The sequence below is a fragment of the Pseudomonadota bacterium genome (assembly GCA_039815145.1).
In the GTDB taxonomy this organism is placed as follows: Bacteria; Pseudomonadota; Gammaproteobacteria; order Steroidobacterales; family JBCBZW01; genus JBCBZW01.
Genome location: JBCBZW010000013.1, coordinates 42798 through 58683, shown reverse-complemented (window position 1 = coordinate 58683; position 15886 = coordinate 42798). Strand labels below are relative to the sequence as shown.

Below are 15886 nucleotides of genomic sequence, written 5' to 3'. Positions count from 1 at the left end.
GTTCTTGTTGTTCTTGAAACTCTTTTTATTATTGCGAGCGGCGCGACATCTTCTTGTTGGTCTTCGTCGATCCGCTGACTGTCTCACCCGTTCTTCCATGGCGGCGCAGCCAACTCGACCTCTTCAGCTTCCTGCTGTACCAGTCGAGTCGCGCCTATCAATGCAGTAGCCGTGCCACATACGATAACTCGCTGATATAAATTGCTTTGTCAGATGATAGGGCGATCCTATCTCCGTCGGCGGTCAGGGCTTGTAAAGAATGCCGACGAGAGAATGCGGACTGCGCAGTCGGTCTCTCATAAGGTAAAACTTTCCCAAATATTCAGCGATTTGGAGGTGGCGGGGGGTGATGGTGAGGCCAGCTCGGCGGTTGCCCACAACCGACTGCAAGGGGCCACGCCACCGCGGTGCAACGGTCATACGTCATCGATGGCGTAAATAATCTCGACGTAAAGTTCTGCCGGCTGAGTTAAGTGCGTGGGTTTGCTGCCTTATCGCAGCGTTCGTAGCATGAGCCTCCCTCCGCCACGTGCATCCGGTGAGCCAGTGATGATCTCCTCAGGTAAGTCGTTCTTCTGTCTGTTCGCAGCCCTGCTAGCGCCCATGTCGTTCCTGCTGGTCGACGCCGCCGCCGTCGAGCGGCTGGAGGAGGGCAATCTGGTGACCGAGTCCATCCCGCCGATCCCGGCCGAGGTGGGCGAGCGTCTGCGCCAGTATCAGAACACGCGCTCTGCTGGACTGGTCGGCTGGGTGGCCCTGGGCGACAACGCCCATGGACTCATGATCCGCACCCGCTTCGGTGAGACCAGCCAGCTGCACGTGGTGGATCATGCCGGCGGCACGCGCCGGCAGATCACCTTCTTCGACGAACCCATCGCCGGCGCCAACTTGTCGCCGGATGGTCGGTCGGTGCTGCTGACCAAGGATATCGGCGGCAATGAGTTCTATCAGGTGTACTCGCTGGACCCGAGCAATGGCCGCAGCGTGCTCCTCACGGACGGCGAATCCCGCCACGGCGCCGTCGAGTTCAGCAGCGACGGCTCGCGCTACGCCTACTACACGACGGCCCGCAACGGCCGCGACTGGGACATCCACCTGGCCGACCTCGCCACCGGCGAGGACCAGCCCATCCTCCAGCGCGAGGGCACCTGGTATCCCTACGACTTCGACCCTGCGGACGAGAAGCTCCTCGTGGGCCAGTACGTCTCCATCACCGAGTCCCGCGCCCTCGCCATCGACCTCGCCACGGGCCTGACCACGCCCATCGCTGCGAGTGAGGAGGCGACCTCTATCGGCCAGGCCATGTGGACGGCAAACGGCCGCGTCCTCCTCACCTCGGATGCGGACAGCGAGGTGCGTCGCCTCCGCCTCTACGACCCGGTCACCGGCGGCGAGCGCGTGCTGAGCGACGACATCGCCTGGAACGTCACGGGCATGGCCCTCGATCCGAAGCGAGAGCGCCTGGCCTTCGTGGTCAACGAGGACGGCATCGATCGCCTCTACCTGCTCGACCTCGCCACCCTGATCCGACAGGCTATCACCCAAGTGCCGACGGGCACCGTCGACAACATGGTGTTCGATCCCTCCGGTGAGCGACTGGCGATGCAGATCAACACGGCTAAGTCGCCGAGCGACGTTTACGTGCTCGCGCTGGACTCCGGCCAGATCACCCAGTGGACCTTCAGTGAAGTCGGCGGCCTCGACCCCGAGGGCTTCGCGGCGCCGACGCTCGTGCGCTTCCCCACCTTCGACCAGGTGGGCGACGCCCCGCGCACCATCCCGGCCTTCTACTACCGCCCGCCGGGCGACGGCCCCTTCCCCGTGCTCATCTCTATTCACGGCGGGCCCGAGGGGCAGTACCGGCCGCGCTTCTCGTCGACCTTCCAGTACTTTGTGAATGAGTTAGGCATCGCGGTGATCGCGCCCAACGTGCGCGGCTCCTCGGGCTACGGCAAGACCTACGTGAAGCTCGACAACGGCTACCTGCGCGAAGACTCGGTCAAGGACATCGGCGCGCTCCTCGATTGGGTCGCCACCCAACCGGAGCTCGACAGCGCGCGCGTGGCCGTGCGCGGCGGCTCCTACGGCGGCTACATGAGCCTGGCGTCGATGATCCACTTCAACGACCGCCTGGCCTGCGGCGTCGACGTGGTGGGCATCAGTAACTTCGTGACCTTCCTCGAGAACACCAAGCCCTATCGCCAGGACCTGCGCCGCCCCGAGTACGGCGACGAGCGCGACCCCGCCATGCGCGCCTTCCTCGAGCGCATCTCACCGACGGCGCGGGCGGAGGAGATCACCCGGCCCATGTACATCGCCCAGGGCCTGAACGACCCCCGCGTGCCGGCGAGTGAGTCGGAGCAGATGCTGGAGCGCATCCGCTCGAACGGCCAGGAAGTGTGGTACTTCCTGGCCAAGGATGAGGGGCACGGCTTTAAGAAGAAGCGCAACCGCGACTTCTACCTGGCCTCCCAGGCGTACTTCCTGGAGCGCTGCCTACTCGGCGCCGACGAGGCGGATAAGGCTGCGCGCTAAGGGATGACTTAGTCGGCGACGTGCTTGCCGCCGGTCCAGTGGGTCTTGCCCTTGAGCAGGCGATCGCCGAGGGACTTCGGTCCGTCTTCGAGATCCGTCGCCATGCTGTCGTTCCAGCGGTTAAGGAATCCGTAAAGACAGATGGCGGCGAGCATCTCGACGATCTGGTCGTCGTCCCAGTGTTTGCGTAGGGGCTCCATCACGGATTCGTCCACGCCGTTCGGCACGGCGCCTGCGGCCATGGCGTAGTCGAGGGCCGCGCGTTCGGCCTCGGAGAAGAGCGGGCTCGTGCGGTACTCCCACACGGCGGCCACCTTCTCGTCGGGGATGCCCTTAAGGCCCGCGGCGATCAGCGAGTGCGCCTCACAGTACTGGCAGCCAGCGGCGTGGGAGGCCATGTGGGCGAGGAGGCGCTTGAAGCCCGGATCGACGGTTCCCGAAGGATCCATCACGGCGCGGGTCAGGTCGCCGAAGCCCTTCACGATGGCGGGGCGACGCTGCATCGTCAGCAGGCTGTTCGGCACGAAGCCGAGGATGGTCACGAAGTGGTCGAACTCGTCGGCCAGCTCCGGGGTGGTGTCGGCGGGGAGGGGCTTCATGTGTGCCATCGTCGTGCGGCTCCTGCTTGAGTGCGCTTTAGCGGGGCCGGGAGTGTAGCAGTCGGTCGGGACGGGCCCTAGGCGTCTTCGGCGTGGAGCCTCGCGTGGGCGCGCAGCAGGGCGATCACCGTCTTTGCGTCGCTGATCTCGCCGCGCAGGGCGCGCTCCACCGCATCGTCGAGGGCGAGCCAGTGGATCTCCATCACCTCGCCGGGCTCGGGATGGCGCTCGCCCTGGTCCAGATCGCGCGCAAGGTACAGGTGGATCTGCTCGGTGAAGATGCCCGGCGAGCTATAGATGGTGCCCAGGGATTGCCAGTGGCGGGCGCTGAGGCCGGTCTCCTCGGCGAGTTCGATGTGGGCCGTGCGGTCCGGGGCGCCGTGATCCAGCTTGCCGGCGGGAATCTCCCAGAGCCACGCGTCTGCCACGGGGCGGTAGTGGCGCAGGAGGCACACGCGCTGTTGTGCATCGACGGCGACCACGCCCGCGCCGCCCGGGTGCTGGACGATTTCGAAGGGGATGATCTGCCCGTCGGGCATCTGCACGTCTTCGAGGACCACGGAGATGATCCCGCCCTCGAAGGCGGTGCGGGGGCCGCGCCGCGGCGAGTCGCTCACCGTCCGCTGCTGCTGGCGGCGCCGTCCGACACGACCACTTCGAACAGGTGGTAATCGAGCACGTTGCCGGCGTCATCGAGCAGCTCGATGCGCCAGTCGCCGGCGCTCGCCGTGTTGAGGAGCATGCTCGAGTGCAGCGGGTACTCGTATTCGTTCGGCTCGGCGAGGGCGAAGGAGGCGACCTCGCGGCGCTCGTGACGCCAGCGGTGAGTGAGGCGGCGGCCGATCATGTTGCGCACTTCGGTGAAGTAGTAGATCTGGCGGGTCTCGTTGCCGAGCAGCTCGATCGTGTCGGGCAGCTCGGTTTCGGGCTCGCCGTTGACGACGTTGCTCGCCAGCATCTCGCGTGAGACGGCCATGAGCGCGGCTTCCAGGGCGAGCTGCTCGGCGGACGGCGGCGCGGCCGCGGCGGGCGTCTCCGTCGTGGCGGCGGAATTTTCTGCTGGCGGTGTCTCGGACTCGCTCGTATCGCCCGTGGGCGCGGGTGTTTGCGCACTGGCTACTGCCGGGGTGGTCGCCGACGCGGCCGGGCGACTGGCCACGGGCGGCGCCGGGGCGTGCTGGGTGGTGAGCGTGGCGTAGGCGAACATGCCGCCGATGGCGAGGGCCGCACCGGCCGCGCCGGTGGCGAGCGTACGCGTTGCGCGAATCGCCAGGGACGGCTGCTGGGTGGGAGTCGTTGGTGCCGCGGCGACCCGCTCGCGGCGCTCCCCGTCGTCGTCGCTGCCGCCGCGCAGGACGGCCTCCGTCAGGCCGCGGGCGATGAGGTCGTCTTCGGCCTGCTGCAGCTTGCGGGCGGAGAATAGGGCCTCCCGCGCGTCCGTGAGGCTCATCTCCGGGTAGGTGCCGAGCGTGCGTCGGCGCCGGTAGCCCTCCACCTCGTACACGAACAGCCAGGTTTTCAGCCCGTTCGGGAAGGTGCACACGTAGAAATCATCGCCGAGGCGCGTGTCGTAGCGATCGTCCCGGGGCACCAGGGACTCTACGTACTGCTCGGCGAATTCCTGTACGGAATGCTGTTCTTCTTCTTGAGACGCGCTACTCACGTGGCCTCACTCCGCGTTGAACGCTCGATTATGGAGCAGCGGAGGCGAAGACGGCACCTACCGGTTATCGGTTTTCACAGTGTCGCTGGCGTTGTCCGGCGGACAAGGCGCCAAGGGGCAAGGGCGAGCCCGGAGGGCACGGTTCCCATGATAACGGTCACAAGGGGGGTACACCGGGGCTTGAATCGCGCGGATGCGAGGTCGCCGCCGCTGCGGCTGGCCAGTGAGGGGCCGCAGGGGCACTAGCGGCCGCGGGACGCCAACTTGTCCGCGAGGCGGGTCGTCTCCGGCAGGCGGTAGCGCGTGCAGCAGGCGAGGGTGAGGGAGAGCGCGCGGGCGTGGCTCATGAGGTGGCCGGGCGAGACGTAGAGCGGGTTCACCCCGTCGCGCGTGCGCAGCACCGAACCGATCCGTTCGCCTTTGTGGCGCAGGGGCGTGTGGTCGCCCCGGGCGGGCCCCGGTTCGCCGTGTTCGCCCACCAGGCGCGACTTGGCCACACCGATCGCCGGGATGCCCGTGAGCAAGCCGAGGTGGCAGGCGAGGCCGAAGCGGCGCGGGTGGGCGAGGCCCTGGCCGTCACACAGGAGCACGTCGGGCGTGATGCGCAGGGCGCCGAGGGCCGCTAGCAACACGGGCGCTTCGCGAAAGGAGAGCAGGCCCGGCACGTAGGGGAAGCGCGTAGGGATCTCCACCACCGCTTCGTCCACGAGTTCGAGCGCGGGGAAGCTCAACACGACCAGCGCACCGCGCGTCACGCGACCCTTCTCCGGGAAGCCAACGTCGGTGCCGGCGACAAAGCGCGGCGTCTTGCGCGAGGCGCGCAGCACGATCTGTTCGCGCAGCTCGCCTTGCAGGGCGATGGCTTCGCGCGGCGTGATGTCCCACCGATGGCTGACGGCGGGGGAGGGCTCGCTCACCCGCCGGCCACCGCCCGCAGCATCAGCCCGCAGATCCACGCCGCGTAAGTGCCGAGGGCGTAACCGAGCACGGCCAGCAACACGCCCACCGGCGCCAGGGATGGGTGGAAGGCGGCCGCGATGATCGGCGCCGAGGCGGCCCCGCCCACGTTGGCCTGGCTGCCGACCGCCGCGAAGAACACGGGGGCGCGGATCAGCCGTGCCACCAGCAGCAGCAACCCGCCGTGGATGGCGATCCAGATCAGGCCCACCACGAAGAGCCCCGGGTTGGTCACCACCGAGCGCACGTCCATCTGCAGGCCGATCGTGGCGATGAGCACGTACAGCAGCAGCGACCCGGCCCGCGACGCACCCGCCCCTTCCAGTTGACGCGCCTTGGTGAAGGAAAGCACTAGGCCGCCGGTGGTGGCGACGACGACGATCCAGAAGAAGGTGCTGGTGAGGCTGAGGCGCGCCGTCCAGGGCGCGTGCTGCTCCAGCGTGGGCACGATCACGCCCGCCAGGAAGTGGCCAAGGCCCGTCATGCCGAAGCCCAGGGCCAGCATGAAGATGAGGTCGTGGAAGGTGGTGTGGCGCGCGTGCTTCTTCTCGAAGGCCGTGACGCGCTCTTTCAGATCTTCGATGGCCGAGGTGTCCGCGCCCGTGCGCGCGTCAATGGCGTTGGCGCGGGTGGCCGTGAACAGCAGGAGGGCCAGCCACAGGTTTGCGCACAGCACGTCGACGGCCACCATCGTGCCGAACACCTCGTTGCCGGCGTCGAACACCTCTTTCATGGCCGCCTGGTTGGCGCCGCCGCCGATCCAGCTGCCGGCGAGCGTCGACATGCCGCGCCACACCGCGTCCGGCCCGTCACCGCCCACTGTTTCCGGGCTCACGGTGCCGACGATCAGCAGCGCCACGGGGCCCCCGATCACAACGCCGACGGTGCCCGTGAGGAACATCACGATGGCCCGATAGCCGAGGCGCATGATGCCCTGGAAGTCGACGCTCAAGGTCATCAAGACCAGGCACGCGGGCAGCAGGTAGCGCGAGGCCACGTAGTAGAGGCGGGACTGCTCCGGGTCCACCACGTTGAAGGTGTTCAGCAGCGAGGGCACGAAGTAGCACAGGAGGATCACCGGCACGTAGCGGTAGAAGCGCTGCCAGAAGGGGTTCTCGCTCGCCGCCGTGTAGAAGATGCCGCCGAGGATGAGGCTCAGGAGGCCGAGGGTGACGGCGTCGTCGGTGATCAGAGGTGCTGCTTCCATGGTGCCCGTGGCTCTGCCTTAAGCGTTTGACGCCCCGGATGGTAGCAGGGCTGCGATCTCGCGCTACGGGGGTCGAGTGCGCGCTGGCGGTGCCACGGATACTATGGGGCGTTATCGGTGCCAGAACGCACCGTGCTCGTTGGATTGATCAGGACGATGTACGCATGGCCATTTCCGCCAACCCCTTCGCCGGTGAGCTGCTGGAGGTAGGGGCCCAGGGCTACGCGGCCCAGGCCGCCGAGGAACTGCTCGCGGCCCATCCCGACGTCAAGGCCACCTTCGCGCCGCGGGCCGAGATGCGTTGGCGCGACAACCTGCAGCTGCGCGTGCGCGAGCTGGCGGCGGCCGTGGCCACGGGGCAGGCCGATCTGTTCTTGAGTCGCGTCGTCTGGTCCTGGCAGTCCTTCGATGTACGTGGGGTGAACGCCAAGGCGGTTCGCGCCAGCCTGGTCGCCTTGCGGCACGTGCTGGAGGCGCGACTCCCGGACAACGCGCGCGCCGAACCCGTGGCCTTGCTCGAAGAGGCGTCGGTGCTGATGGAGGGCAGCGGCCCCGAGCAGCCCGAGAGCCACGTCGATCTGCACTCGCCCCTCGGTGCGCTCGCCATCGAGTACCTGCAGCGCGCGCTCGAGGGTGATGTGCGCGACGCCATCGCCGTGCTCACCAAGGCCGTCGCCGATGGCGTGGACCCCCGGGTGATCATCGGCGAGGTGCTGATGGCCGCCCAGATCGAAGCCGGCCGCCTGTGGCACCTCAACCAGCTCACCGTGGCCGAAGAGCACCTGATTACCAGCACCACCCAGCGCGCCATGAGCGTGGTGGCCGACCACGCCACCCCCGAGGTGTCCGCCAACGAGCGCTCCGTGCTCGCCGCCACCATCCCCGAGGATCACCACGACCTCGGCATGCGCGCGATCGCGCATCTTCTGGAGCTCGACGGCTGGCGGGTCTACTTCCTCGGCAAGGACGTGCCTGTGGACGACCTCGTCTCCGCCGCCAGCTACTTCTCCGTGGACGTAGTGATGCTCGCCGCGTCCATGAGCATCCAGCTGCGCACCCTGCGCGAGGCCGTTGGCGCCCTGCAGCAGCACGGCGGCGTGCGGGCCAAGGTGCTGGTGGGCGGCCACGCCTTCGCCGCCGCCCCCGGGGCCTGGAAGACCTGTGGCGCCGACGGTTTCGCCGGGTCCGCGCGCGAGGCCGTGAGCGCCGCGGCAGATCTCCTCGAGAAGCGCTAGACCTCAGGCGCCTGCGCCCCCATTCGGCCTGCGCGCCGCCCGCGCGCCCCGCCATGTTTCGGCCGCGGCGCGAGCGTGATCGTCGTCGCATTCCTGGCCCCTCCGGCACCTTTCCGGCAGGGCTGGGGCATCGGCTGTCGGTTTCAAGGGGTTGACAGTGAAAACCGCGGGCCTATCATCGCTGGCACTCACTCAGGCAGAGTGCTAACAGCTGGTTCGAGCCACCGCTCCGCCAGCCCCAAATTCCCAGAATGAAGGAGACGTTCACCATGAACCTTCGTCCCCTGCACGATCGCGTCATCGTGAAGCGGCAGCCCGAGGAAACCACCTCTGCGGGCGGCATCGTGATCCCCGACTCCGCCGCCGAGAAGCCCATCAAGGGCGAGGTGATCGCGGTCGGCAACGGCAAGCAGCTCGATAGCGGCGACGTGCGCGCGATCGACGTCAAGGTCGGCGACACGGTGCTGTTCGGCAAGTACTCCGGCACCGAGGTCAAGGTGGATGGCGAGGATTACCTCGTTATGCGCGAAGACGACATCATGGCTGTTTTCAGTTGATCACTGCGCCGTAAAACGCTTCTAGATCAGTTAGTTATTTCGGAGGAATGCAGTAATGGCTGCTAAGCAGATCATCTTCTCTGAGGAAGCTCGTCAGGAGATCCTCAAGGGCGTGAACATTCTCGCCAACGCCGTGCGCGAGACGCTCGGCCCCAAGGGTCGCAACGTGATCCTCGACAAGAGCTTCGGCGCTCCCACCGTGACCAAGGACGGCGTGTCCGTGGCCAAGGAGATCGAGCTCGAGGACAAGTTCCAGAACATGGGCGCACAGATGGTGAAGGAAGTCGCTTCCAAGACTTCTGACATCGCCGGTGACGGCACCACCACCGCCACCGTGCTGGCCCAGGCCATTCTGCGCGAAGGCCTGAAGTCGGTCACCGCCGGCATCAACCCCATGGACATCAAGCGCGGCATCGACGCTGGCGTCGCCGCTGCCACCGCAGCGCTGAAGGATCTGTCCGTGCCCTGCAGTGACCGCAAGGCCATCGCCCAGGTCGGCACCATCTCCGCCAACTCTGACAATGACATCGGCGACATCATCGCCGACGCCATGGAGAAGGTCGGTAAGGAAGGCGTGATCACCGTCGAGGAAGGCTCCGGTCTCGAGAACGAGCTGGACGTCGTCGAGGGTATGGAGTTCGATCGCGGCTACCTGAGCCCCTACTTCATCAACAACCAGCAGAACATGAGCGTTGAACTGGAGAACCCGTTCATCCTCGTGTACGACAAGAAGATCTCCAACGTGCGTGATCTCCTGCCGACGCTGGAAGGCGTGGCCAAGAGCGGCCGCAGCCTGCTGATCATCGCCGAAGACGTCGAGGGCGAAGCCCTGGCCACGCTGGTGGTGAACACCATGCGCGGCATCGTGAAGGTTGCTGCCGTGAAGGCACCGGGCTTCGGCGACCGTCGTAAGGCCATGCTGCAGGACATCGCCGTCCTGACCGGCGGCCAGGTGATCGCCGAAGAAGTTGGCCTCTCCCTGGAGAAGGTCACCTTGGACGACCTCGGTTCTGCCAAGAAGATCCAGATCACCAAGGAGAACACCACGGTGATCGACGGTGCCGGCGCCCACGCTGACATCGAAGCTCGCGTGACCCAGATCCGCCAGCAGATCGAAGAGACCAGCTCCGACTACGATCGCGAGAAGCTGCAGGAACGCGTGGCCAAGCTGGCCGGCGGTGTGGCCGTGATCAAGGTGGGCGCTGCCACTGAGATCGAGATGAAGGAAAAGAAGGCTCGCGTGGAAGATGCTCTGCACGCTACGCGCGCTGCTGTTGAGGAAGGCATCGTTCCTGGCGGTGGCGTGGCCCTGCTGCGTGTTCGCGAGCAGGTCGCTGGCGTGAGCGTGGCTAACGATGATCAGGGCGTGGGTGTTCGCATCCTGGCCCGTGCCATCGAGGAGCCGCTGCGTCAGATCGCTCGCAACGCGGGTGAAGAGCCTTCGATCGTGCTGAACAAGGTGGTTGAGGCGTCCGGCAACAACGGCTGGAATGCTGCGACCAACGAGTTCGGCGATATGCTCGAGTTCGGCATCCTGGATCCGACCAAGGTGACCCGTTCGGCTCTGCAGCACGCGGCATCCGTCTCCGGTCTGCTCCTCACCACTGAGGCGATGATCGCTGAGATTCCGAAGGATGATGCGCCTGCCATGCCTGGCGGCGGCATGCCCGACATGGGCGGCATGATGTAAGGATTGCTTGGCCTACCGTCGCTGAAAGGTGGCGAGGTTGAGTGCTAAGGCGGGGGCTCCGGGTTCGGGGCCCCCGCTTTTTTTGCTCCGTTAGCCTGAAATCGCGGAGCCGCGGCGGCACACGCTAACCGCAGGCGAGATTTCCGGGAAAGCCCTCATGGTCGAAGTCTGACGGAAGCGATTCGAAGGCCTGCTCGTAGTAGTACCGCCAGTGCTGCCATTGCCGTGCGTAGTGCTTAGGGTCGCCGAGCATGCTGCAAGGGGTGTGATGGATGAACCGACCCACCACCTCCGTACAGAACTCGGCGTACGCGCGGGTATGGAGTATGTGCGTATGCCAGATCGCATCCGCGCGTTCGGAGTACATGCCCCAGAGCCTGTCTGGGTCATAGTCTCGGCGCGGGTGATGAAAGCGTCCTTTGAAGAACAGAAATCTCCGGTACGCAAGGAGGTACTCCGCGAGCGAGTCCTCACTTTCGAACAGCCCTGTCTCCATCACTTTCGGGGTCAGGAACTCGAGGGGCCAGACCTCCAGCGCCTCGAGCAGACGTATGTCTCCTCGCCGCAGGCTCGACGAGAAGCGTGGACTCATCCCGAGGGGGAGCGGTTCGTTATCGAGCGAGGCGGACATGGCTTCCTTGCGCAGTTCTCGCTGGTGAGCGGCAAACTCCTTGGCGTCGTCCATCTCCCTGGAGAGTGCATCGACCCGCGCGTCCAGCGTCTTGCACTGAGCTACTGATTCCGCCAATTTTTTCTCGGCTTGCTCGGTCGCTGCGCGCTGTCGTCGCCACTTACCGGAGAAGACGAGGGCGAGAAATGCGTTGGTAACTACAAGCACGTTCACGAGTGCATCAAGGGTCACGGTGTTATCACCACTGGCAGAGGTTATCGATCACTGGCCCTACCAAAAGTCAAAGCCAGCAGCGACAGGCTCCGCCCACTCCACAGTCCCCACCTCATCCAGAGCTTTGCTGAAGAACTTCCGCTGCCCCTTACTACGAGCCCAATTCAGCAATCCCTCCAAAATCACCCGCGCCTGCGCATCCTTCCCCGCCTTGGACAACAACTTCGCCTTGATAAGCGGAATAATCTGAGTATCCGCATTCAGCCCCCGCGCCTGATCGATCGCCAGCAGCGCTCTATCCGACACCTCGATACCCGGCAACAGATGAGCATTGGCGTATCCGGTAAGCGCCGCCGCATCCCCCGGCGCCAGCTCCAACGCCTTCTCGTAATCCTTCAGCACCAACTGCACCTGCGCCCCATCCATGTCTTCACCGCCATCACCGCTCGGCCCACCCAGGCGCACAGCGGCTCGCGTGTAGTAGCTGCTCCCCGCCTGCGGCGCCAGGCGCACCAATGCCTCGGCGTACTCCATGGCTCGCTCTGGGCTTCGACGTGACAAGGCGACACCTGCCAGGTAGCGATGCATATCGTCTTCGCGAATCCCCGCCTTCAAGGCCTTCTTGAAGGCCTTCTCATAGCGAGGCTGTGAGCCCTTCATATTCCCGGACAGAAAACGCGCCTCGAGGGCTTGAAACGCACTTTCCTCAGGATCGAGCGTTCGACGAGTCAGTTCGATCTCCACCTTGGGCATGGTGAGTTGCACGTACTTGAGGCTGCCGCCGTTCCAGTAGTCCTTGAGTTGCTCGTTACACTCGATGCTCCCCCAGCCGAAGGCATCCTCGAAGGCGGCCATGGGATCGACCCCGGGCTTGTTCACAGCGGCGATGAACTCGTTGAGCTTGCCGCCGAGCTCCGGCTTCGAGCTGAACATGTGCGACATCAGCCAGCCTTGGGCGTACTGCATGGAGGTATTCGAGATGCTCATGCGGCTGCCCGCCAGGTACTGCCCGTTGGACTTGACGATCTCGGAGCAGGGGATCCACGGGTAGCCCTGCACGACGGCGGCTCGTGTCGGCAGATCCCCGAGCAACACGAGCCCCTCCTTCTCGCGGAACTGGATAGTGGAGACGTATTCGGCGAAGCCCTCGTCGTACCATACGGGGTAGCGGTAGTTGCTGAAGTGATGCAGCAGGTGATGGGTGTACTCGTGGAACAGGACCGCGCGGGCATCGACGCCACGGCGGGAGATGTCCTCGGCGGCGAGAAACATGCGCGCACCCAGCAGGGGGTTTTGGTAAAAGCCGAGCGTGCCGCCCGCCTGCATCTCCTTCTGGTACTCAGAGACGGTGGTGAACAGGTAGATCAGTAAGGGCGGGGTGGGGTCTTCCATGAGCTCTACACCGGCGAGGAAGGCCATCACAACGCGAAAGCGTTCCAGGTCGCGGATCAGCGTCTGAACGGTATCGAAGTCGGCGTCGCTGCGTACGGTGAAGTTGTCGTTCGAGACCTCTATCCAGGTGGCTCGCTTGGCGAGCGCTGGGGCGCTGGCGGTCGTGATAAGTAGGACGAGAGTAAGAATACGGGGAATCGAATAAAGAATGCGCATGCGTGTAGCTACCTGAACCCTACGCCTATCCAAGGCGTAATGTGCTGATCCGAGGCGTAAGTGGTAGCAGCCAGGTCATCTCATGTCCAGGCTTGGGCGGGCGCCACCGTTATGCTAAATAGTCCGTGCGCCCCGCAACGTCAGCTGGGTGCCTGTGTGCTCGGCCCACGCTCGCATTCCCGCATCTGTCGTGCATCGTGAGCCGAGGCCCGGTTCAGGGTTCCCACTCGGCGTGTCCATCCAGGCGCCGAGCGCCGAGCAGCCTCGGCGGAGAGCGGGTTGCGTTGGAAATCGTTAGTGCTTTCGAGCAGTCGCCGAAGTCGTCCTTTGGCTGGGATCCGCTGGCGCTGGTGCTCACGGTCTCAGATCTCTACTTCGTGCGCTCGATGATGTGGAACCCAAACTCGGTCTCAACCACCTTCCCGTGCACCTCCCCCACCTGCGTTGCCTTCACTGCCGCCTCAAAGGCCGCGACCATCTTGCCCTCTTCGAACTCGCCCAGCGCGCCTCCACGCGGACCGCTCGGCCCGTCGCTGTACTGACGAGCGAGAGACCCGAAGTTCGCCCCCTCGTCTAGCGCCTGCACAAGGATTTCGCTAGCCAGGCGCGCTGCATCCCCTTTGCTCCGCGTCGCCTTGCTACGGCTGGCACCTTCGTAGGCGATCAGGATGTGGTTGGCGCCGAGCGGCTGGGGCAGCGGCATGCGCATGATGAGGTGATACCCGAAGGGGGTCTCGATGGGGGAGCGGGTGAAGTCGCCTATCTCCAGTGACTCCACCGCAGCCTGGAACTGCGGCACCACCTGCCCCGAGCGGAAGCCGCCGAGGTAACCCCCACGCGGGCCGCTGGGGCCGTCGCTGTACTGCCGGGCCAGCTCGGCGAAGTTGCTACCGTCAGCAGCGATTTGCTGCGCGAGCTCTTCCGCCCGGGCGCGCGCCTCTTGGCGGGTGCGTAGCTGAGTGGCCTGGCTAGCATCCGCGTGACTGACGAGGATGTGGGCGGCGGCATACTCCGGCGCCCGGCTGCCACATGCGCTAAGCCACAGTGTGGCGATGATCAGAGGGATTAGTACGAGTCGTTGCATAGCCTTCCGCCTAGCCGAACACATCATTCGGAGAGTAGCAGCTGCAACAGCACGTCGTGCGCGCGGGGTTTGCAAAACCTAAGCCGGCCAATTGCTGATTGGGTGTACCCTTTGCCTGTGGCGTACGGGCGTCACCGAAATTGGACGGCGAGTTTGCGCAACGGGCTACGGCCCACAGCAGGACAGGAGGTCCGCCATGCATTCGACCGATGGGATGTCACGACAGGGTCGCCTCGCAGTGCAGCGTGGGCATGGTCGCCGATTGTTGGCGCGCCTCCTCAGCACGGTGCTCGCGGCGAGTCCGCTCCTAGGCGCCCAAGCCCAACCGTTCCCGGCGGTCATCGAGCTCTCCTCCCTGCTCCCCAACGCGGGCGGCGATGGCTCCGAAGGGTCCGTCGTGTCGGCCGCCGTCCAGGGTGGCGCCCAGAGCCTTGGGGCGTCGGTGGCCTGGGTGGGGGACGTCAACGATGACGGCTTCGACGACGCCCTCATCACCGCGCCGTCGTCGCGGGTCGATGGCCTGCCCGACGCGGGGCAGGTCTACCTGCTCTACGGCACCCCCGACGGCTTGCCAGCGCAGTTCAGCGTTTCCCTGCTGGATCCGGCGGCGGGCGGCGATGGCAGTCGCGGCATGATCATTCCCGGGCTATTGCGCGAGGGGCGCCTGGGCACGGCTGGCCGCATCGGCGATGTCAACGGCGACGGCATCGACGACCTCGCCCTCGGCATGACCGAACCTAACCCAAGCCCTGGTCTGACCTTCGTGATCTACGGGCGTAGCGACTTGCCAGCCGTATTCCCCCTGCGCAGCCTGCTCGTGGGCGACGGTAGCGATGGCGCCGTGTTGGTGGGCGCAGGCATGGCACCGCGTGCGGCCGCGGGTAGCACGGTTGGCGGTGACTGCGACGTCAACGGCGACGGCATCGACGATCTACTCATCGGTGACTTCGACATTGAACCGAGCGGAGTTGCTAACTCTGGTGCAGTGTTCGTGGTCTTTGGTGACGAGAATGGACTCGGCCGCTTTCTGCCCTTGGCCACCCTGTTACCCCAGAACGGTGGCGACGGAAGCCGCGGATTCGTGATCGTCGGGGGCGACGGCGACAGTCTCGGTTTCTGGGGCGGAGCGGCGGGCGATGTCAACGCGGACGGGATCTGCGATCTGCTCTACGGCCCCTACCTCGTGTTCGGCTCCCTGGCACCGTTCCCGCCGCTGCTGGACGCGGTGTCGCTGAACCCGGAAGTCGGCGGCGATGGCAGCGTCGGTGTGGTGTTGGAAGGCCGCATCCGTGCCGGCAGTCGTGCCGGCGACGTCAATCACGATGGCATCGAAGACCTCGTGCTCGGCGACGAACTTGCAGAGGTCGGCGGCCGCACGGAAGTCGGCCAGGCCTTCGTGCTGTACGGTCGCGACACGGGTTGGCCAGCGCGTGTAGATGTCTTGGACGTCACCCCCGAGCAAGGCGGAGATGGCACCATCGGCTTCGTGCTGCGCGGCGCGGCGCGCGCCAACGGTGAGCGCACGGGCGACGCCGTGAGCGCGGCGGGAGATGTCGACGGCGACGGCATCGACGATCTCATGATCGGCGCCAGCGACCTGGGCCCCTTCGGTCGCGCCGGTGGGGTCTATGTGGTGTTCGGTCGCGACGGCGGCCTTCCCGCCGAGTTCGACCTGGGCACCCTGCTGGTCTCCGGCGGGGGTGATGGGTCGCAGGGGGTTGTGCTGCAGGGCTTTCGGGGCGTCAGTGACACGGGTGCTACGCTGGCTGGCACCGGCGATTTCAACGGCGACGGTGTGCCTGATCTGCTCGTCGGTGCAGCAGCGGCGAATACGCAGGTGGGGCAGAACGCGGGTGAGGCCTACATCGTCTACGGGCGGCAAGCACCACCGCCGTAGCTCGCAGCAA

The 15886-nt window shown here is 65.7% G+C and carries 13 protein-coding genes; 5 read left to right on the top strand and 8 right to left on the bottom strand.

Annotated elements, in window-relative coordinates; all coding sequences use genetic code 11:
• Positions 1-549 precede the first annotated feature (549 nt).
• The gene (locus AAF184_05955; GenBank protein ID MEO0421859.1) at positions 550-2535 is read left to right on the top strand and encodes a prolyl oligopeptidase family serine peptidase; all 1986 of its coding nucleotides are present in this window, start codon (positions 550-552) and stop codon (positions 2533-2535) included.
• Positions 2536-2543: 8 nt separating this feature from the next.
• Here AAF184_05955 and AAF184_05950 read toward each other — a convergent pair whose 3' ends face one another.
• From AAF184_05950 to AAF184_05930, 5 genes are all read right to left on the bottom strand, one after another.
• Positions 2544-3143, bottom strand: a complete 600-nt coding sequence (locus tag AAF184_05950) for a carboxymuconolactone decarboxylase family protein (protein ID MEO0421858.1) — start codon at positions 3141-3143, stop codon at positions 2544-2546.
• 68 nt (positions 3144-3211) lie between these two features.
• Entirely contained in the window at positions 3212-3751 is a 540-nt protein-coding gene (locus AAF184_05945; GenBank protein MEO0421857.1) for an NUDIX hydrolase, read from the bottom strand.
• Positions 3748-4797 (bottom strand): DUF2914 domain-containing protein, encoded by a 1050-nt coding sequence (locus tag AAF184_05940; GenBank protein MEO0421856.1) that lies wholly within the window; start codon positions 4795-4797, stop codon positions 3748-3750. The genes AAF184_05945 and AAF184_05940 overlap by 4 nt, the downstream gene beginning before the upstream one ends.
• 242 nt (positions 4798-5039) lie before the next feature.
• Positions 5040-5714, bottom strand: a complete 675-nt coding sequence (nfi, locus tag AAF184_05935; protein MEO0421855.1) for a deoxyribonuclease V — start codon at positions 5712-5714, stop codon at positions 5040-5042.
• A complete protein-coding gene (locus tag AAF184_05930) occupies positions 5711-6961 on the bottom strand; it encodes a DUF819 family protein (GenBank protein ID MEO0421854.1) in 1251 nt (416 codons plus the stop codon). Before AAF184_05930 ends, nfi begins: the two co-directional genes overlap by 4 nt.
• Before the next feature lie 164 nt (positions 6962-7125).
• Between AAF184_05930 and AAF184_05925 the strand changes: the two genes are divergently transcribed.
• From AAF184_05925 to groL, 3 genes are all read left to right on the top strand, one after another.
• Positions 7126-8196, top strand: a complete 1071-nt coding sequence (locus AAF184_05925; protein ID MEO0421853.1) for a cobalamin-dependent protein — start codon at positions 7126-7128, stop codon at positions 8194-8196.
• A gap of 269 nt (positions 8197-8465) precedes the next feature.
• The gene (gene groES / locus AAF184_05920) at positions 8466-8753 is read left to right on the top strand and encodes a co-chaperone GroES (protein MEO0421852.1); all 288 of its coding nucleotides are present in this window, start codon (positions 8466-8468) and stop codon (positions 8751-8753) included.
• Positions 8754-8808: 55 nt separating this feature from the next.
• Complete coding sequence (gene groL, locus AAF184_05915; protein MEO0421851.1) at positions 8809-10443, top strand: chaperonin GroEL; 1635 nt, start codon at positions 8809-8811, stop codon at positions 10441-10443.
• Positions 10444-10567: 124 nt separating this feature from the next.
• Here the strand turns inward: groL and AAF184_05910 are convergent, their stop codons facing one another.
• The 3 genes from AAF184_05910 to AAF184_05900 all read right to left on the bottom strand — a co-directional run bounded on the left by AAF184_05910 (position 10568) and on the right by AAF184_05900 (position 13979).
• Positions 10568-11305 (bottom strand): hypothetical protein, encoded by a 738-nt coding sequence (locus AAF184_05910; protein MEO0421850.1) that lies wholly within the window; start codon positions 11303-11305, stop codon positions 10568-10570.
• Positions 11306-11344: 39 nt separating this feature from the next.
• Positions 11345-12895, bottom strand: a complete 1551-nt coding sequence (locus AAF184_05905) for a hypothetical protein (protein MEO0421849.1) — start codon at positions 12893-12895, stop codon at positions 11345-11347.
• Positions 12896-13265: 370 nt separating this feature from the next.
• A complete protein-coding gene (locus AAF184_05900; GenBank protein MEO0421848.1) occupies positions 13266-13979 on the bottom strand; it encodes a peptidylprolyl isomerase in 714 nt (237 codons plus the stop codon).
• 196 nt (positions 13980-14175) lie between these two features.
• On the opposite strand from AAF184_05900, the gene AAF184_05895 reads away from it, so the two are divergent.
• Positions 14176-15876, top strand: a complete 1701-nt coding sequence (locus AAF184_05895) for an integrin alpha (protein ID MEO0421847.1) — start codon at positions 14176-14178, stop codon at positions 15874-15876.
• The last annotated feature ends 10 nt before the right edge of the window (positions 15877-15886 follow it).